Source organism: Propionicimonas sp. (genome assembly GCF_049840635.1).
Classification (GTDB): Bacteria; Actinomycetota; Actinomycetes; order Propionibacteriales; family Propionibacteriaceae; genus Propionicimonas.
Genome location: NZ_JASGKL010000004.1, coordinates 342,634 through 359,705 on the forward strand (window position 1 = coordinate 342,634; position 17,072 = coordinate 359,705).

Consider the following 17,072-nt stretch of genomic DNA (forward strand, 5'->3'; position numbering starts at 1 on the left):
ATCAATGTTCAGGAAAGCCGCCGTCGCCGCTCTGGCGCTCGGTCTGGCCCTGTCCGTCGCTGCCTGCAGCGACCAGGGGACCGGAACCGGTGGAACCACCGGATCGCCCGCTGCGGGCGCCGCTGCGCTGCCCACCGGCTCGCAGTCGCCGGTCGACACCAGTCGGAAGGTCGCGACCAGCACCGACCGCTACAGCAAGGTCGTGGTGGGGATCGACTCCGACCCGCAGGACCTGCTGCCGTTCAACGTCAACTCCGGCAGCAAGCCGGCGATCTACCACAACTTCTACGAGTCGCTGTTCGACCTCGACAACAACGAGTACGTGCCGCGGCTGGCGAAGAGCTACAAGGTCGTCGACGACCTGCACTATGACGTCACGCTGTACGACTACATCACCGACAGCGCGGGCAACAAGATCACCGCTGACGACGTGGTGTTCTCCACGCAGCAGCTGATCAAGGCGGGCTCGGCGTTCAAGTACGACATGTTCGACAGCGTCAAGAAGATCGACGAGTACACGGTCGAGTACACGTGGAAGACCCCGATCACCCAGGTCGGCGAGCTCGAGTTCCCGTGGTGCCGCACGGTGATCTTCTCCAAGAAGGCGTACGAGGCCGGCAACTTCGCCACCAGCCCGGTCGGCACCGGCCCCTACAAGGTGACCGGCTTCACCGCGGGTTCGAAGGTCACCCTCGAGGCGCGCGACGACTACTGGCAGACCGACGCGTCCGCGATGAGCGTCCGCCAGCAGTCCAACGTCCAATCCATCGAGTACGACGTGATCGCCGAGCCGGCGCAGCACGTCCTCGCCCTCGAGAACGGCACCATCGACTACTCCGAGGACGTTCCTGCGGAGAACCTGGCCGAGTTCTCCTCGGGCGGCAAGTACGCCGACACGCACTCCGTGTGGCTGACCGCAGGCTCGCTGCTCTACACGCTCACCCCCAACATGAGCAGCAGTTCCCCGACCAACAACGAGAAGCTGCGCGAGGCGATCTTCTACGCCATCGACAACAACTCCGCCGCGCAGGTCACCGGCACCACGATCGCTGCGACAGCGTTCGGGACGCCGTTCTTCTCCGACTACGTGAAGGCCTGGGACACGACGCCGACCTACTTCAACACCTATGACCCCGACAAGGCCAAAGAACTGATCAAGGAGTCGGGCTACAACGGCCAGACCCTGGTGCTGTTCGGCGGCAACGACGCGACGGCCAAGAACCTGCTCACGATCATCCAGTCGTTCCTCGTGAATGTCGGGCTCAAGGTCGACATCAAGTCGGTCGACACCGCGCAGGTGCCGAACTCGGCCGCGGCGGAGGGCACCTGGGACCTGTTCCTGAACACCCTCGGCGGTGGCTCGCAGGTGGGCCAGTGGAACCGGGCGCTGAGCAACACCGAGTACGGCAACGGGATGTCCCTCGGCTTCCTCAAGGACGACCAGCTGCAGCAGCTCTTCACCGCAGCGAACACGGTGAAGACCCACGACGACGCGAGCATGACCGCCGTGCACGACTACATCGTGAAGAACGCCCTGCAGTACGCGGTGGTCTACCCCCGGCTGAACATCGTGCACAACTCCAAGATCGGCCAGGTCTACCTGCGTGAGGGCGAGCACTTCCTGCCCGGCGCGTCGACCTACTACCTCGATTGATGCCGTCGCCGGTCGGGCCGCTCCTGCGGCCCGACCGGCCCGGTCCCGCCCCACCACCCACCGAAGGACCCAGTCATGCCGCAGTACATGCCCACCGGGGCACCCGCCGGAGGCTCAGCGTTCGCCTGGGCGCTGCCCGGCTTCGACCAGGCAGCGTTTGACGCGTCGGTCGCCGGGCGCAACGCCACCCGGATGCAGGAGATCTACTACCGCCATCCCGACGACGAGATGCACCCGGAGGTGCTCGCCCACTGGCAGCAGCGGGGCGTCCGCAAGGAGCTCTTCGACGCCGACACGGACGGCAAGTACTCGGTGTTCACCCCGCTCGACCTCGACGAGTCCGAGTCGTACGCGCTGGTGTACGTGTCGCACGGCGGCATGCAGCCGATCAACCTGTGCGAGACCAACGGATTCCCCGAGCTCGCCGGCAGCCAGAAGTTCATCGCGGTCTGCCCGTGGAACCTCGGCCCGTCCAACGACGGCGTCGAGAGCGAGTTCCCGCGCATCCTCGCCGCGGTCCGCGACCGCTACCCCGTGGACGACTCCCGCATCTACGCGGTCGGCTATTCGGCCGGTTCGGACGCGACCGGCGTCCTCGCCTGCGCCTACCCCGACATCCTCGCCGCGGTCTCGCCGGACCCCGGCGGCAACCTCTTCGCGAAGGGACGCTGGTTCGCCGACCCCGACTCCTACGCGAAGAACCTCCCCGTCCAGCTGCCGATGATCTGTGTCGGGGGGACCATGGACGGTGGCGACCGCTACCCCCTCACCAAGGCCAAGCACTTCGCCAACTTCAACATCTGGATGAAGCAGATCGCGAAGGTGTCCGGCTACGAGCCGATCACCATGGAGGAGTCCCGCGCGCTGGTCGAGGAGAGCCCCGACCCGGTGAAGAGCGCCTTCGGCTTCGACTTCGACCAGACCTTCACGGCCTCGATGGAGGGCCTGGACTGGCTGTTCGGCGACTTCCTCGGCGAGAACGGCGTGGCCGTCGCGCGCTTCGTCGCCGGCGTCGGGCTGCCGCACGCGCAGACGAAGTACCACGCCCCAATCATCTGGGACTTCCTGCGCCACTTCCGCAGGGACACCGCGACCGGCGCCAGCGTCCATGCACCCGTCGCCCTCGACGGCGTGTCCGCCGCTGCCACCGTCGCCGTAGCGTAGGCCGATCAGGAGGAGTTCACCCATGACCAGGTACATCCTGCGGCGCTGCCTGTCGATGGTCTTCATCATCCTGGCGACCGCGTTCGTGATCTTCACGATCCTCTACTTCACGCCCGGCGACCCGGCGCGCCAACTCCTCGGGTCGAGCGCGACCAACGCGGAGGTCGCCGCCTACCGCGAACAGTTGGGTCTCAACCAGCCCTACCTGGTCCAGCTCGGCCAGTACTTCTACAACACGTTCATCCGGTTCGACTTCGGGATCTCCTGGCTGTACCACGTCCCGGTCTTCGACGAACTGCTGACCCGGATGCCGCGGACGCTGATCATCGGCCTCTCAGCGATGGTCCTCAACCTCGTGATCGGACTCGCCCTCGGCATCTTCGCCGGGACGCACGAGGGCCGGTGGCAGGACTCCACCTCGATGTCGGTGGCCATGCTGTTCATCTCCGCGCCGGACTTCTGGGTCGCGCTGATGATGATCGTGCTGTTCTCCAAGATCCTCGGCTGGTTGCCGGCCTACGGCATCGGCGGACCGCAGTACTACATCATGCCGATCATCTGCGCCGCGCTCCCCGGCATCGCCGTCAACGCCCGGCAGGCCCGCTCGAGCATCCTGGAGGTGTTCAGGGAGGACTTCGTCACCACGGCCAGGGCCAAGGGCCAGCGCGAGGACGTGGTCGTCCGCGCGCACATGCTGCCCAACGCGCTCACCCCGATCATCACCTCGGTCGGCTCCGGCTTCTCGCGCATCGTCGCAGGCGCGCCGGTGATCGAGACCGTGTTCGCCATCCCGGGGGTGGGCGTCTACATGCTCAGCGCAATCAACGCCCGCGACTACCCGGCCGTGCGCGCCAGCGTCCTGTTCTTCGCGGTGTTCACCGCGGTCGCCATGCTGGTCGTCGACCTCGCGTACGCGTTCGTCGACCCGCGGATCAAGGCCCGCTACTCGGGCGGCGGCACCCGGAAGAAGAAGGCCCTGCGGATCCCCGCACCGGCCCGCCTCCAGGAGGTAAAGGCATGACGACGCAGACCGCGGACGCGGTGACGCTACCTGTGCAGAAGCAGAAGTTCGGGTCCTCGATGTTCGTCGAGACCGTCCAGCGGATGTGGCGCAGCCCCGGCGGCAAGGTCGGCACCGTGCTGCTCCTCGTGATCGTGCTGAGCGCGGTCCTTGCTCCGGTGATCGCGCCTTACGGCGTCAACCAGATGGACCTCACCCACCTGTTCGCCCCGCCCAGCCGCCAGCACTGGTTCGGCACGGATGCGCTGGGGCGGGACCTGCTCACCCGGATCCTGTACGGCGGCCAGTACTCGCTCTCGCTCGGCCTCGCCGCGTCCCTGCTCTCCTGCGTCGTCGGTGCCTTCATCGGCAGCTTCGCCGGCTATTTCGGCGGACGCACCGAGACCCTGATCATGCGGGCCATCGACGTGTGGTCGTCCATCCCCTCGCTGCTGCTGTGCATCATGGTTTCGGCGGCGTTCGGGGCCGGCTTCTTCAACACCGTCATCGCCCTCGCCGTGGGGGAGGTGCCGATCTTCGTCCGGCTGATCCGCGGCCAGATCCTGCGGGAGCGGTCGGCGGAGTACCTGGAGGCGGCCGAGTCGATCAACTGCTCGCGGATGAGCATCATGTTCCGGCACCTGCTGCCGAACGTCGTCTCGCCGCTGATCGTCCAGCTCACGATGGGCGTGGGCACCATGATCACGATGGCCGCGTCCCTGAGCTTCATCGGACTCGGCGTCCAGCCGCCCACCCCCGAATGGGGCGCCCTGCTGGCCGACGGCCGCTCACACATCCTGAACTTCCCCTACCTGATCATGTTCCCCGGCCTGGTGATCGCCCTCACCGTGCTGTCGATCAACCTGATGGGCGACGCCCTGCGCGACGCCCTCGACCCCAAGCTGCGGGCGTGAGGAGCCGATGATGACCACCACGCAAGCCCCGACCGACGTCCTGCTGACGGTGCGCGACCTGGAGGTGATCTACACCTCGGGGAAGAAGACCGTGCAGGCGGTCAACCGGGTCTCCCTCGACCTGAAGAAGGGCCGCACCCTCGCCCTGGTCGGCGAGACCGGCGCGGGCAAGACGACCATCGCCCGCTCGATCCTCGGCATCCTCCCCGACCCGCCGGCGAAGGTGCTCGGCGGCGAGATCGACCTGGAGGGCACCGAACTGCTCGGCCTGCCCGAGGAGAAGATGGTCCACGTCCGCGGCGGCCGGATCGCGATGATCTTCCAGGACCCGATGACCGCGCTGAACCCCCTGATGACGGTGGGCCAGCAGATCGTCGAGGGCCTGCGGCTGCACACGAAGCTGTCCGAGAAGGACGCGAGGGTGCGGGCGGGGGAGATGCTCGAACTCGTCGGGATCCCCGCCAGCCGGCTCGACCAGTACCCGTTCGAGTTCTCCGGCGGAATGAAGCAGCGCGTGGTGATCGCGATGGCGCTGGCCTGCCGTCCCGACCTGATCCTCGCCGACGAGCCCACGACGGCGCTCGACGTGACCATCCAGGCGCAGGTGCTCGACCTGATCATCGAACTGCGCGACAGCCTGCACACGGCCATGCTGCTGATCACCCACGACCTCGGCGTCGTCGCCCAGGTGGCCGAGGACGTCGCGATCATCTACGCGGGGCGGATCGTCGAGCAGGGGACGCGGGAGGACATCTTCCTGCACCCCACCCACCCGTACACGATCGGGCTGTTCGCCGCGCTGCCCAGCGCGATGGACGACGGCGGCCGGCTGCGCCCGATCCCCGGCATGCCGCCGGACCCGACCGACCTGCCGCCCGGCTGCGCCTTCGCCCCGCGGTGCGCGCTGGCCACCGACGAGTGCCGGGTAGGGGAGATCGGGTTCGTCGAGGTCGCGCCGGGGCACCCCGTCCGCTGCATCCACACCGAGGAGGCCACCCGATGACGACCGAGACCACCCCGGTGGACACCCAGCCCACGGCCGTCGCGCCGACGCCGGTGATGGAGGTGCGCGGCCTGAAGAAGTACTTCCCGGTCGCGAACGGGACGCTGCACGCCGTCGACGACGTGAACCTCTCCGTCGCCAAGGGCGAGACGGTCGGCGTCGTGGGGGAGTCGGGCTGCGGCAAGTCCACGCTCGGCCGCACGATGATCCGCCTGCTCAAGCCCACCGAGGGCGAGATCCTGCTGAACGGGGACGACATCGCCGACGCCGGCGGCCGGAAGCTCCGCGAGGCGCGCAACCACATGCAGATTGTGTTCCAGGACCCCTACTCCTCCCTCAACCCGCGGCAGCGCGTCGCGTCCACCGTCGTGGAGCCGCTGCGGCGGTCCGGCGAGTACTCCGGGAAGCAGGCGAAGGAGGAGGCCGCCCGGCTGATGAGCCTGGTCGGCATCGACGACCGGCTGCGGCAGGCCTACCCGCACGAGCTGGACGGCGGGCGCAGGCAGCGGGTCGGGATCGCGAGGGCGCTGGCGCTCAACCCCGAGTTCGTGGTCTGCGACGAGCCGGTGTCCGCGCTGGACGTGTCGATCCAGGCGCAGGTGCTGAACCTGCTGGTCGACCTGCGCGAGCAGACCGGGGTGTCCTACCTCTTCGTCACCCACGACCTGAGCGTTGTCCGGCACATCTCCGACCGGATCTGCGTGATGTACCTGGGCCAGGTCGTCGAGCTGAGCCCCGCGAAGGAGCTGTTCGAGCGGACGCTGCACCCCTACACGCGGGCGCTGCTGTCGGCGATTCCTTCCGTGGACATCACCAACCCCCCGACCCGGATACCGCTGAAGGGCGAGATCACCTCGCCCGTGGACCCGAAGCCGGGCTGCCGGTTCGCGCAGCGCTGCCCGTTCGCCACTGAGGCGTGCGCCCAGCCGCAGGTGCTCCGTGAGGTCAGCCCCGGCCACAAGGTCGCCTGCTGCCGGCTGGAGGAGATCAGCTGACGTGGCCTCAGGCCAGTCGGCTGCGGTAGGTCGGCAGCTGGGCCCTGACATAGGTGAGGAAGGCGAGCGCCGGCGCAGGGAGCGGCGTCCGCGCCTTCCAGCACAGTCGGACGCTGATCTGGGTCGGCGGCTCGAGGGCGACGCAGACGACACCGCGCGGATCCATCTTCGCGATCGTGTTCGACTGCAGGAAGGTGACGCCCAGGCCGTCCTTGACGAACTGGGCGATCGCTGACCCGACGTCGGCGGAGAAGATGATGTTCGGCTGGAAGCCGGCGCCCCGGCAGATGTCCCTGATCTTGCGGTCGCCCTCGGTGTCGACCTTGAACGAGATGAAGTGGTCGCCGGCGAGTTGTGCGGGGGAGATGCTCTCCGCTCCGGCGAGCGGATGGCTCTCCGGCAGCACGGCGACGTAGGAGTCGACCGTGATGATGATCGAATCCACCTCGTCGGTCGGGGGCGGGTCGATCGCGACGGCGAACTGGCACTCGCCCCTGCCCACCAGCGAGAGCAGCTGGGCACTGGTGTTGTCCTGCGCGAGCTGCCGCACGGCCACGTCGGGGTGGTGCGCGCAGAACGCCGACACGAGGTCCCCGATGTAGTAGTTGGACGCGATTGTCACCGAGGCGCGGTCGGCGGACTTGCTGTCCCGCAGCGCGTGTTGGTACTCACTCCACAGCTGCCGGATCTGCCGCGCGTACGGCAGGAGCTGCTCGCCCTGCCTGGTCAGCCGGACGCGCCGGGACGTCCGCTCGAACAGGGTGACCCCGAGCTCGTCCTCCAGGGCCTTGATGTGCCGGGAGAGCGACGACTCGCTGAGCAGGTTGCGTTCCGCGGTCTCGGCGTAGCTCAGTGTCTCGGCCAGGTCGGCCAGTTCGGCGAGGTACTCGACTCTCACCCGTCACCCCCTTCGGTGGCGCCGGCCCCCATCGGCCGTGGTGGTCCACTCTAGTCAGTGGCCCGGGTCTGCTCTCAGGCGCTGCGCGCCCAGCTGACGGCCAGCTCGTCCTGGGTGGCGAACCGGACGAGGTGGCGCTCGATGACCTCCTCGATCCGGCCCGCGGTCTCCTCGTCGGGGCTGTCGACCGTGATGGTCAGGACGCCGTCGGCGGTGGTGAGCACTGCGCGTCCGTCGCCGAAGTTGATCCAGCCGGTGGCGGCGTCCTCGTCCCACTCGCCGCCGTGGCGCCGGGACAGATGGGCGGTGAGCTGCTTGCCGTAGCGGGCCGGGCGGTCGGTGGCCACCGTGCCGGTGCTGAGGATGGTCATGGTCACTCCTGTTCGGTGCGGCCGCGTTCGGCCAGTTCGGTGTCGAGTTCGGCCAGCAGCTGGCGCAGGGCGGGGATCGCCCCCTGGATGGCGTGCAGGTCGCCCGGCTCCAGCCGGGCGAGGATCGAGGCGACCAGGTCCACCCGCGCGGTGGCGAACCGGTCCAGGATTCCGACCGCCCGAGGCGTCGGGACGAGGATGGCCGAACGTCCGTCCACGGAGGACCGACGGCGCTCCACCAGCCCGCCCGCGACCATGTCGCGGACCAGGTTGCTGACCGTCGGACGCGCCAGCCGGAGCTCCTCGGCCAGCGCCCCCGGCGTGAGTTCGCCGGCCTGGGCGAGCGCGCGCAGCGCGTCCACCTGCGACTCGGGCAACTCGGGCAGGTGCTCGGCCGCGCGGGTCACCCGGACCAGCGCCCGCCACACGTTGCGCACGAGGGCCGAGAACTCGGACGCGTCCGCCAGCAGCGACACGTCGACCACCTGCTCCTGGCGTGTGCTCGTCCCGCTCATCGCGCTCCTGTTGCCGTGGGGGATCTCCTCCGAGATCGTTTTGTCATCGAATCATATCTGCATCACCGCAGATCGTGGCAGTGCTGGCGCCTCAAGGTGGACGGTTCTGCGGTGAGTTCACGCGTTTCCGTCCACCTTGTAGTGGACGGGTCCCGGTCGCGCATCAAAGTGGACGGTTGTGCGGCGTACTCGCGGCTATCCGTCCACCTTGTGGTGGACGGGCGGCGTCAGTCGGCTTCGACGGGTTCGAGGGCGGGTCGGACGGCCGGGGCGATCTCGACCCGGTGGCCGGCGAGGTGGAACGCCAGGTTGGCGGCGAGGGACGCGACGAGCATGGTGGCGGCCAGCGGCACCACGGTGGCAGTGCCCGCGATGCTGACCAGCGGGGCGACGATGCCGGCCAGGCCGAACTGGATCAGCCCGAGCGCCGCCGAGCCGAGTCCGGTCGCCCCCGCCACCTGGTCGAGGGCGAGCGCCGTGGTGTTGCCGAGCACGAAGCCCAGCGACGCGACCGCGACCAGGATCGGCGCGAGCAGCCACATCAGCGGTGCCCCGGTGATCACCAGGGCGGCGATCGCCACGACGGCGCCGAGGTTCGCGAGCAGGCCGGTCCGGGCGAGCTGGACGGCGTGGAAGCGCCCGGCGAGGCGCGCGGACAGTCCCCCGGTGACCATGAGCACGAGGGCGTTGAGGCCGAACACCAGGCCGTAGGTGACCTCGCTCATGCCCATCAGGTCCTGGAAGAGGAACGGCGAGGCCGAGATGTAGGCGATCATCGTGGCGAACGCGAAGGCGAAGGCCAGCGCGTTGCCGAGGAAGCGGCGGTTGAGCAGGACGCCCACGCCGGGGCTCGCCTGGGTCGCACGCCGGTGCTCGCGGGTGGCCGCGGGCAGCGTCTCCCGGATGAACACGACGGACGCCACCAGCGAGACGGCGCCGAGTCCCGCGACGATCCAGAGCAGTCCGCGCCAGCCGATCACGCCGGTGAGCAGGCTGCCGGCAACGGGCGCGACGACCGGAGCGACGCCGCCGACGAGCATCATCAGGCTGAACGCGCGGGCGGCCGCCTGGCCGCGGGCGAGGTCGGAGATGACCGCCCGTCCGATCACCATGCCCGCAGCGCCGGCGAAGCCCTGGACCAGCCGTGCGGCCACCAGCAGGACGACCGTCGGCGCCAGCGCCGCTGCGGCGCTGGCGACCACGTAGATCGCCGTGCCCCACAGCAGCGGACGGAGGCGTCCGACGCGATCGGACAACGGGCCGAAGGTGACCTGGCCGAGCCCCGCGCCGATCATGAACGCGGTCAGGGACAGCTGGACGCCGGTCGCCGTGGTGGACAGGTCGCCCACCATCGAGGGGAACGCCGGCAGGTAGAGGTCCATCGCGAAGGGCGCGGCGGCGGCCAGCAGGGCGAGGGTGACCAGCAGGCTGGGGGTGATGGTGGGGTTCGACGTGCGGGAACCTGCCGCGTTCTCGGATAAAGCTATGCTCACATAGCTATGGTAGCATAAGTTCATGAGTAAGGCTGAGCCCGTCACCGACGCCGACCAGCTGCCGGCACGACTGGCCGAACTGGTGCTGAGCGTCTCCCGGCGGCTGTCGCTGCTGGACCACGCCGACGTGGGCTCGGTACCACTGAGCCCGCTGGAGGCGATGGTGATGCGCCACATCGACGCCGAGCCGGGCACCACCCCGTCCCGGATCGCCGCCCGCCTCGGCCTGCGCAGCAGCAACACCAGCGCGGCCCTGCGCGACCTCGAGGCGAAGGGCTTCATCCGGCGCGAGGTCGACCCCGACGACGGACGCAGCGTCCGCGTCGAGCCGACGGCGTTCGCCCGCGAGAACCTCGCCAGCAAGCGCCGGTACTGGGTACAGCTGCTGGCGCCGATGCTGGACGATGCCGCCGGCCTGGCCGCCGCCACGTCCCTGCTGGCCGCTCTCGACCACGACCTGGAGGCCGCCGCGGGCGTTCCCTCGAACCCGAAGGAAGGACGCTGACGATGAGGGCATGGACGCTGACCGCGCCCGGGTCGTTCGACCACCTGGAGATCGCTGACGTGCCGGCGCCCGCGCCGGGGCCGGGCGAACTCCGGATCCGCGTCGAGGCGGTCGGGCTGAACCCCGTGGACGCGTGGCTCGCCCTCGGCGACGGCGACCCCGCCTGGACCTGGCCGCACGTGCCCGGCCTCGACGTCGCCGGGGTCATCGACGCGATCGGGGCGGACGTGTCCGGCTTCGCCGTCGGCGACCGCGTGGCCAACCACGGCGACCTGCGTCGTCCCGGCTGCCTCGCCGACCTCGTGGTCGCGGACGCGCGCACGGTCGCCCGCGTGCCGGAAGGGGTGGACGCGATCGCCGCGGCGGCGCTGCCCTGCGCGGGCATGACCGCCTACCAGGCCGTGGTGCGCAGGCTGCGGCTCGACGCCGAGCAGACCGTGCTCGTCACCGCAGCGGCCGGCGGTGTCGGCGGCTTCGCCGTCCAGCTGGCTGCGCTCGCCGGCGCCCGGGTGATCGGCACGGCGTCCGCGGCCAACCACGACCGGGTGCGGGTCCTCGGGGCGAGCGACGTGGTCGACTACCGCAACGAGGACGTCGCGGCCCGCGTCCGCGCGCTCACCGACGGACGCGGTGTGGACGGGGTCGTCGACACCCTCGGCGGCGACTCCGCGACCGCGAACCTCGGCCTGCTGGCGTTCGGCGGGGGCATTGCCTGCATCGCGGGCCACGCGGACCTGTCCGCCATCGAATCGTTCACGATCGCCCCGTCCATCCACGACATCGCCCTCGGCGCTGCCCACGCCCACGGCGACGCCCGGGCGGTGCGCCACCTCGCCACCGACCTGGAGGCGCTGCTCGCCCTCGTCGCCGACGGCCGGCTCGACCCGATGGTCGAGCGCGTGCTGGCCTTCGACGAACTGCCCGCCGGGCTGGCCGACCTCGCCGGACGCCACGTCCGCGGCAAGCTGGTCGTCGCGCTCGGGTGAGGTGTGGGGGGACGGGCCCGGCTCGCGCCGGCCCTCCTGAGAGCGGATGACGGGAATCGAACCCGCATGACCAGCTTGGAAGGCTGGGGCTCTGCCATTGAGCTACATCCGCGCGATCCCCAAGACTAACGGACTCCCGGTGCGGTCGCGGACACGGCGCCCGGGGCCGGGGACGAGGCCCTGCCCGCGTCCGATATGACCAACCTCGTCGGCCTAGCTAGGATTGGCAGGTCTGTCTACGTCCGATCAGGAGCCTGCATTGCCCAGCACCGTCGAACAGCTCAGCCCCTCGAGGGTCAAGCTCACCGTTGAGATCCCCTTCGCCGACCTCAAGCCGCACCTGGAAAAGGCCTACAGCGAGATCGCCAAGCAGGTCACCATCCCCGGCTTCCGCAAGGGGAAGGTGCCGAACCTGGTGATCGACCAGCGGTTCGGCAGGGGCATGGTGCTCCAGGAGGCCATCGAGCACGCGTGGCCGAGCGCCCTGGAGGCCGCCGTCACCGAGGCCAACGTCATCCCGCTGGGCCAGCCCGAGGTCGAGATCACCAAGCTCGAGGACGGTGACGTCGTCGAGCTGACCGCCGAGGTGGACGTCCGCCCCGAGTTCACCGTGCCGGCCTTCTCCACCCTGTCCGCCACCGTCGAGCCGCAGCGCGCGGTCGCCGACGAGGTCGACGAGCGAATCTCGATGCTGCAGCAGCGCTTCGCCACCACCACCGAGGTCGACCGTGCGGCCGCCGAGGGCGACCAGGTCACGATCAGCCTCGTCGGCAAGCGGGACGGCGAGACCCTCGAGGACGCGACCGCCGACGACGTCACCTACGTGATCGGCACCGGCGGCATGATCGACGGCCTCGACGCCGCCGTCACCGGCCTGAGCGCCGGCGAGTCCGCCGAGTTCGCGTCCACGCTGGTCGGTGGCCCGCTGGAGGGCGAGCCGGCCGACATCACCGTGACCGTGAGCAAGGTCTCCGAGCAGAAGCTCCCCGAGGTGGACGACGACTTCGCCCAGCTCATCTCCGAGTTCGACACCGTCGAGGAGATGCGCGCCGACCTGACGAAGGCCGTCGAGCAGATGGCCGCGTCCGAGCAGGTCTCGAACGGACGCGACAAGGTCCTCGAGGCGCTGGTCGACGCCACCGACTTCGAGGTTCCCGAGCGCGTGCTGGAGGCCGAGGTGGCCGCCCGCAAGGAGCAGATCACCGAGCAGCTGCAGCGCGCGGGCCTCACCCTCGAGCGCTACCTGGAGCAGGCCGAGGAGGAGGAGTCCGACACCCCCGAGGAGTTCTGGGCCGAGATCGAGAAGTCGACCGAGCGCAGCCTCCGGGCCCAGCTGATCCTCGACAAGGTCGCCGATGACGCCGAGGTGGGTGTCGAGCAGGCCGACCTCTCCGAGCTGCTCGTTCGCAAGGCCGCGCAGAACGGCACGTCTCCCGAGCAGGAGGCGCAGCACATGATGGAGCACAACCACGTGGCCGCGTGGATGCAGGAGATCCGCCGCAACAAGGCGCTCGGCCTGATCGTCGCCGAGGCGAAGGTCACCGACACCGACGGCAACGTGGTCGGCCTCGCCCCCACCGCTCCCGCCGAGGAGCCCGAGGCCGAGTAGGTCGCTTCCGACGGCGCCGCCACCCTGCGAGGTGGCGGCGCCGTCGCGTTTCCCACCGGTTCTGGTGGTGATCGTATTGACGGTTCCCGGCGAGGGCCGCCGGCCCTGACGTGATCCCGCCGCTCGTCGCGTCCTTCCCGACTCTCCTGCCACCTCTCAGGCCCCCAGCGGCAGAATCGCGTCACGCCTGGTTTTCCACAGCCCCTCCGTCATCCACAGGCGGCCGCATCGGCTGAGCGCTCCAGCGCCCGGTTGCCGAGGGTGGGGGCATGCGGATCGATGACCTCCTCGCCTCCTCACCCGTCCTGGCGCTCCGGGAACACCCTCACAGCGCGCGGACCATCCAGCGCGCCGCCGCGGACGGGCTGCTCGTGCCCGTCCTGCCCGGTGTCTTCGTGCGAAAGGGCCTCGACGACGACCCCGTGACGCGGCTCCGGGCCGTCTCCGCCTGGTCGTCGCCCGGTGTGGTGCACGCGCGAACGGCGATCGAGCTGTTCAGCGGCACGAGCGTGTCGATGCCCGTCGAGCTCCGCTCACCGAACCGGGACGCGCCCGTCCCTTGGCTGAAGGTCGCGCGCGGGTCGGTGCCGCGGGAGTTCCGATGCCGCTTCCACGGCGTCAGGACGGTGACACCGGCGTACGCGTGCCTCGAGCTCGCGTCCACCGATCGGGGTGAGACCGCCTTCGACTTCCTTCGTCGGCGCCTCGTCACACCGGCCGACCTCGCGGCTGCCCTCCCCACCTTCGACGGGACGCACGGCAACCCCGAGCGAAGGCGGATCGCGACGCAGGCGATCCGGAACCCCTGGTCGTTCGCCGAGGCCCGCCTGCAGGACCTGCTGCTCGGCGCAGGGATCACCGGCTGGGTGGCGAACGAGCCGCTCCGCCTCGGCCAGGTCCTGCTGTTCCCGGACATCTGGTTCCCGGAGCTGCGGCTGGTGATCGAGTTCGACGGCAAGGAGATCCACACCGACCACCTCCGGTTCGAGAACGACCGCTGGCGACAGAACCTCCTGGTGACCGAGGGCTTCCGAGTGCTGCGGATCACGTGGCAGATGCTCATGGACGAGCCGTTCCTCGTCCTCCAGCTGGTGCAGGCGGCGATCGCGCTGACGTGATCCTGCCCCGGAAGCGCAGAAACGTGACGGGTGGGCAGGGCGGGACGGGGAGAGTGGCGGGATCGCGTCACCCGTGCGCCGACAGCGAACAGCACGGGAAACGCCACGGAAATGGCACAGGGAGCGGGTAGGTTCGCCTGCGTGAACGAACATCGAGCCATTGAGCGCGGCCTGTCGATGGCCGCCGGCGCCGGCGGCATCGGGATGACCGACAACGTCTACCAGGCACTGCTCGCCAACCGGATCATCTTCCTCGGGTCCGAGGTCCGCGACGAGAACGCGAACGCCATCTGCGCGCAGATGCTGCTCCTCAACGCCGAGGACCCGGTCAAGGACATCTACCTCTACATCAACAGCCCGGGCGGCTCGGTCGACTCCGGCATGGCGATCTTCGACACCATGCAGTGGATCTCGAACGACGTCGCGACGGTGGCGATGGGGCTGGCGGCGTCCATGGGGCAGTTCCTGCTCTCGGCCGGCCAGAAGGGCAAGCGGTTCGCGCTGCCGCACAGCCGGATCATGATGCACCAGCCGTCCGGTGGCCTCGGCGGCACCGCCTCCGACATCCGGATCCAGGCCGAGCAGTCGCTGCACATCAAGAAGACGATGTCCTCGCTGATCGCCGAGCACACCGGGCAGACCGTCGAGCAGATCGAGAAGGACTCCGACCGCGACCGCTGGTTCACCGCGGAGCAGGCGCTCGACTACGGCTTCATCGACCACGTCTACGAGCGCGCCTCGCAGATCAAGACCGCCGCCCCGAACCAGTGAGGACCCAGATGAACACGCTGCCCAGCGCTCTCCGGGACGGGGGACTGGCCCCGGCCGGGCCGAGCATGGACTACTACATCCCCCAGTGGGAGGAGCGGACGTCCTACGGCATCCGCCGCGTCGACCCGTACACCAAGCTGTTCGAGGACCGGATCATCTTCCTCGGCACGCCGATCAGCGACGACATCGCCAACGCGGTGATGGCCCAGCTGCTCTGCCTGCAGTCGATGGACCCCGAGCGTCCCATCAGCATGTACATCAACTCGCCCGGCGGCTCGTTCACGGCGCTCACCGCGATCTACGACACGATGCGCTACATCAAGCCGGACGTGCAGACCGTCTGCCTGGGCCAGGCCGCCTCCGCCGCGGCCGTCCTGCTCGCTGCGGGCACCAAGGGCAAGCGGCTCGCGCTGCCGAACAGCCGGATCCTGATCCACCAGCCGGCCACCGAGGGCGGCTACGGCCAGTCCTCCGACCTGGAGATCCAGGCCAGGGAGATCCTGCGGATCCGGTCGCTGATGGAGGGCATGCTCGCCGACAGCACGGGCCAGCCCGTGGAGAAGGTCAGCACCGACATCGAGCGGGACAAGTACCTGACCGCGGAGGAGGCCGTCGAGTACGGCATCGTGGACGACATCCTCACCTCACTCAAGGACGCATCCCGCTGACCTCGCGCCCGGCCTCCCTGCCCAGGTGGGGACGGCCGGGTTAGGGTTGGTGGATACACGGACGGAAAGGGCGCACGACGTGGCACGCATCGGCGAGACCTCGGACCTGCTGAAGTGCTCGTTCTGCGGGAAGAGCCAGAAGCAGGTGAAGAAGCTCATCGCAGGCCCCGGGGTGTACATCTGCGACGAGTGCATCGACCTGTGCAACGAGATCATCGAGGAGGAGTTCGCAGAGACCAGCGACGCGGGCCTCCTCGACGAGCTCCCCAAGCCCAAGGAGATCTGCTCCTTCCTCGACTCCTACGTGATCGGCCAGGAGACGGCCAAGAAGGCCCTCTCCGTCGCGGTCTACAACCACTACAAGCGTGTCCAGGCGCAGGCCGCCACCCCCGGCCGCCGGATCGCGGACGACGAGCTGGTCGAGCTCGGCAAGTCCAACATCCTGCTGATCGGCCCCACCGGCTGCGGCAAGACCTATCTCGCCCAGACCATGGCGCGGATGCTGAACGTCCCCTTCGCGATGGCGGACGCGACCGCGCTCACCGAGGCCGGCTACGTCGGCGAGGACGTCGAGAACATCCTGCTCAAGCTCATCCAGGCCGCCGACTACGACGTCAAGAAGGCCGAGACCGGCATCATCTACATCGACGAGATCGACAAGGTCGCCCGCAAGTCGGAGAACCCCTCGATCACGCGTGACGTGTCCGGTGAGGGCGTCCAGCAGGCGCTGCTGAAGATCCTGGAGGGAACGACCGCGTCCGTGCCGCCCCAGGGCGGCCGCAAGCACCCGCACCAGGAGTTCATCCAGATCGACACGACGAACATCCTGTTCATCGTGGGCGGGGCGTTCGCCGGGCTCGAGGAGATCATCAACGCCCGCGTGGGCAAGCGTCCGCTGGGCTTCAACAACGACGCCGCCGTGCGCAGGCCGAAGACGTTGAACCCGTTCGCGGAGGTCCGTCCCGAGGACCTGCACAAGTTCGGCCTGATCCCCGAGTTCATCGGACGCCTGCCGATGATCTCCACCGTCGAGCAGCTGGACGCCGAGTCGCTGGTCCGGATCCTCGTCGAGCCCAAGAACGCGCTGATCAAGCAGTTCCGCAAGCTGTTCGAGCTGGACGGTGTCGACCTGGAGTTCACCGACGACGCCATCGAGGCGATCGCGCAGATGGCGCTGCGTCGTGGCATCGGCGCGCGCGGCCTGCGCTCGATCCTCGAGGAGATCCTGCTCAACGTGATGTACCACGTGCCGAGCGACGACGACGTGGCGCAGGTCGTCGTCGGCGCCGACGTCGTCAATGACGGCGCGGTCCCGCAGCTCGTCAGCAGGGCCCAGCTCGCCCGCTCGGAGCGGCGCGACAAGAGCGCCTGACGGCCTCGCCCGACGACCCGGAACGCGGCTCCGCGT

Annotated in this window: 17 protein-coding genes and 1 tRNA gene; 13 read left to right on the plus strand and 5 right to left on the minus strand. The window is 69.3% G+C overall.

Annotation, left to right across the window (positions count from 1 at the left end; all coding sequences use genetic code 11):
* Positions 1–4 precede the first annotated feature (4 nt).
* From QM779_RS01805 to QM779_RS01830, 6 genes are all read left to right on the plus strand, one after another.
* Positions 5–1,654 carry an ABC transporter substrate-binding protein gene (locus tag QM779_RS01805; RefSeq protein WP_428530723.1) on the plus strand — a complete coding sequence of 550 codons (1,650 nt, stop codon included), beginning with the start codon at positions 5–7 and terminating at the stop codon, positions 1,652–1,654.
* A 75-nt stretch (positions 1,655–1,729) separates the two neighbouring features.
* Positions 1,730–2,818 carry a hypothetical protein gene (locus QM779_RS01810; protein ID WP_428530726.1) on the plus strand — a complete coding sequence of 363 codons (1,089 nt, stop codon included), beginning with the start codon at positions 1,730–1,732 and terminating at the stop codon, positions 2,816–2,818.
* A gap of 22 nt (positions 2,819–2,840) precedes the next feature.
* Positions 2,841–3,839 carry an ABC transporter permease gene (locus tag QM779_RS01815; RefSeq protein ID WP_428530729.1) on the plus strand — a complete coding sequence of 333 codons (999 nt, stop codon included), beginning with the start codon at positions 2,841–2,843 and terminating at the stop codon, positions 3,837–3,839.
* Positions 3,836–4,732, plus strand: coding sequence for an ABC transporter permease (locus tag QM779_RS01820; protein WP_428530732.1), 897 nt, complete (start codon positions 3,836–3,838; stop codon positions 4,730–4,732). Before QM779_RS01815 ends, QM779_RS01820 begins: the two co-directional genes overlap by 4 nt.
* Positions 4,733–4,742: 10 nt before the next feature.
* Positions 4,743–5,735, plus strand: a complete 993-nt coding sequence (locus QM779_RS01825) for an ABC transporter ATP-binding protein (protein WP_428530735.1) — start codon at positions 4,743–4,745, stop codon at positions 5,733–5,735.
* On the plus strand, positions 5,732–6,730 hold the full coding sequence (locus QM779_RS01830; protein WP_428530738.1) for an ABC transporter ATP-binding protein: 999 nt from the start codon (positions 5,732–5,734) through the stop codon (positions 6,728–6,730). The genes QM779_RS01825 and QM779_RS01830 overlap by 4 nt, the downstream gene beginning before the upstream one ends.
* A gap of 7 nt (positions 6,731–6,737) precedes the next feature.
* On the opposite strand, the gene QM779_RS01835 is transcribed toward QM779_RS01830, so the two are convergent.
* From QM779_RS01835 to QM779_RS01850, 4 genes are all read right to left on the minus strand, one after another.
* Entirely contained in the window at positions 6,738–7,628 is an 891-nt protein-coding gene (locus QM779_RS01835; protein WP_428530741.1) for a LysR family transcriptional regulator, read from the minus strand.
* Positions 7,629–7,702: 74 nt separating this feature from the next.
* On the minus strand, positions 7,703–7,999 hold the full coding sequence (locus QM779_RS01840) for a DUF2218 domain-containing protein (RefSeq protein WP_428530744.1): 297 nt from the start codon (positions 7,997–7,999) through the stop codon (positions 7,703–7,705).
* A gap of 2 nt (positions 8,000–8,001) precedes the next feature.
* Entirely contained in the window at positions 8,002–8,514 is a 513-nt protein-coding gene (locus QM779_RS01845) for a MarR family winged helix-turn-helix transcriptional regulator (RefSeq protein WP_428530747.1), read from the minus strand.
* 227 nt (positions 8,515–8,741) lie between these two features.
* Entirely contained in the window at positions 8,742–10,007 is a 1,266-nt protein-coding gene (locus QM779_RS01850) for a multidrug effflux MFS transporter (RefSeq protein WP_428530750.1), read from the minus strand.
* A gap of 22 nt (positions 10,008–10,029) precedes the next feature.
* On the opposite strand from QM779_RS01850, the gene QM779_RS01855 reads away from it, so the two are divergent.
* Complete coding sequence (locus tag QM779_RS01855; protein ID WP_428530753.1) at positions 10,030–10,512, plus strand: MarR family winged helix-turn-helix transcriptional regulator; 483 nt, start codon at positions 10,030–10,032, stop codon at positions 10,510–10,512.
* 2 nt (positions 10,513–10,514) lie between these two features.
* The gene (locus QM779_RS01860; RefSeq protein WP_428530756.1) at positions 10,515–11,498 is read left to right on the plus strand and encodes a zinc-binding dehydrogenase; all 984 of its coding nucleotides are present in this window, start codon (positions 10,515–10,517) and stop codon (positions 11,496–11,498) included.
* Positions 11,499–11,539: 41 nt separating this feature from the next.
* Here QM779_RS01860 and QM779_RS01865 read toward each other — a convergent pair.
* Positions 11,540–11,610 (minus strand) — tRNA-Gly (locus QM779_RS01865).
* 147 nt (positions 11,611–11,757) lie between these two features.
* Here QM779_RS01865 and tig point away from each other — a divergent pair.
* From tig to clpX, 5 genes are all read left to right on the plus strand, one after another.
* Positions 11,758–13,107 (plus strand): trigger factor, encoded by a 1,350-nt coding sequence (gene tig / locus QM779_RS01870; protein ID WP_428530759.1) that lies wholly within the window; start codon positions 11,758–11,760, stop codon positions 13,105–13,107.
* A 269-nt stretch (positions 13,108–13,376) separates the two neighbouring features.
* The gene (locus QM779_RS01875) at positions 13,377–14,225 is read left to right on the plus strand and encodes an endonuclease domain-containing protein (RefSeq protein ID WP_428530762.1); all 849 of its coding nucleotides are present in this window, start codon (positions 13,377–13,379) and stop codon (positions 14,223–14,225) included.
* 177 nt (positions 14,226–14,402) lie between these two features.
* Complete coding sequence (locus QM779_RS01880; RefSeq protein WP_428533024.1) at positions 14,403–14,996, plus strand: ATP-dependent Clp protease proteolytic subunit; 594 nt, start codon at positions 14,403–14,405, stop codon at positions 14,994–14,996.
* A gap of 8 nt (positions 14,997–15,004) precedes the next feature.
* Positions 15,005–15,664, plus strand: a complete 660-nt coding sequence (locus tag QM779_RS01885) for an ATP-dependent Clp protease proteolytic subunit (protein ID WP_428530765.1) — start codon at positions 15,005–15,007, stop codon at positions 15,662–15,664.
* Positions 15,665–15,743: 79 nt separating this feature from the next.
* Complete coding sequence (gene clpX, locus QM779_RS01890; RefSeq protein WP_428530768.1) at positions 15,744–17,036, plus strand: ATP-dependent Clp protease ATP-binding subunit ClpX; 1,293 nt, start codon at positions 15,744–15,746, stop codon at positions 17,034–17,036.
* The last annotated feature ends 36 nt before the right edge of the window (positions 17,037–17,072 follow it).

Coding starts and splice junctions, on each gene's coding strand:
- QM779_RS01805 (WP_428530723.1), top strand. CDS start 5: ATGTTCAGGAAAGCCGCCGTCGCCGCTCTGGCGCTCGGTCTGGCCCTG.
- QM779_RS01810 (WP_428530726.1), top strand. CDS start 1,730: ATGCCGCAGTACATGCCCACCGGGGCACCCGCCGGAGGCTCAGCGTTC.
- QM779_RS01815 (WP_428530729.1), top strand. CDS start 2,841: ATGACCAGGTACATCCTGCGGCGCTGCCTGTCGATGGTCTTCATCATC.
- QM779_RS01820 (WP_428530732.1), top strand. CDS start 3,836: ATGACGACGCAGACCGCGGACGCGGTGACGCTACCTGTGCAGAAGCAG.
- QM779_RS01825 (WP_428530735.1), top strand. CDS start 4,743: ATGACCACCACGCAAGCCCCGACCGACGTCCTGCTGACGGTGCGCGAC.
- QM779_RS01830 (WP_428530738.1), top strand. CDS start 5,732: ATGACGACCGAGACCACCCCGGTGGACACCCAGCCCACGGCCGTCGCG.
- QM779_RS01840 (WP_428530744.1), bottom strand. CDS start 7,999: ATGACCATCCTCAGCACCGGCACGGTGGCCACCGACCGCCCGGCCCGC.
- QM779_RS01845 (WP_428530747.1), bottom strand. CDS start 8,514: ATGAGCGGGACGAGCACACGCCAGGAGCAGGTGGTCGACGTGTCGCTG.
- QM779_RS01855 (WP_428530753.1), top strand. CDS start 10,030: ATGAGTAAGGCTGAGCCCGTCACCGACGCCGACCAGCTGCCGGCACGA.
- QM779_RS01860 (WP_428530756.1), top strand. CDS start 10,515: ATGAGGGCATGGACGCTGACCGCGCCCGGGTCGTTCGACCACCTGGAG.
- QM779_RS01875 (WP_428530762.1), top strand. CDS start 13,377: ATGCGGATCGATGACCTCCTCGCCTCCTCACCCGTCCTGGCGCTCCGG.
- QM779_RS01880 (WP_428533024.1), top strand. CDS start 14,403: ATGGCCGCCGGCGCCGGCGGCATCGGGATGACCGACAACGTCTACCAG.
- QM779_RS01885 (WP_428530765.1), top strand. CDS start 15,005: ATGAACACGCTGCCCAGCGCTCTCCGGGACGGGGGACTGGCCCCGGCC.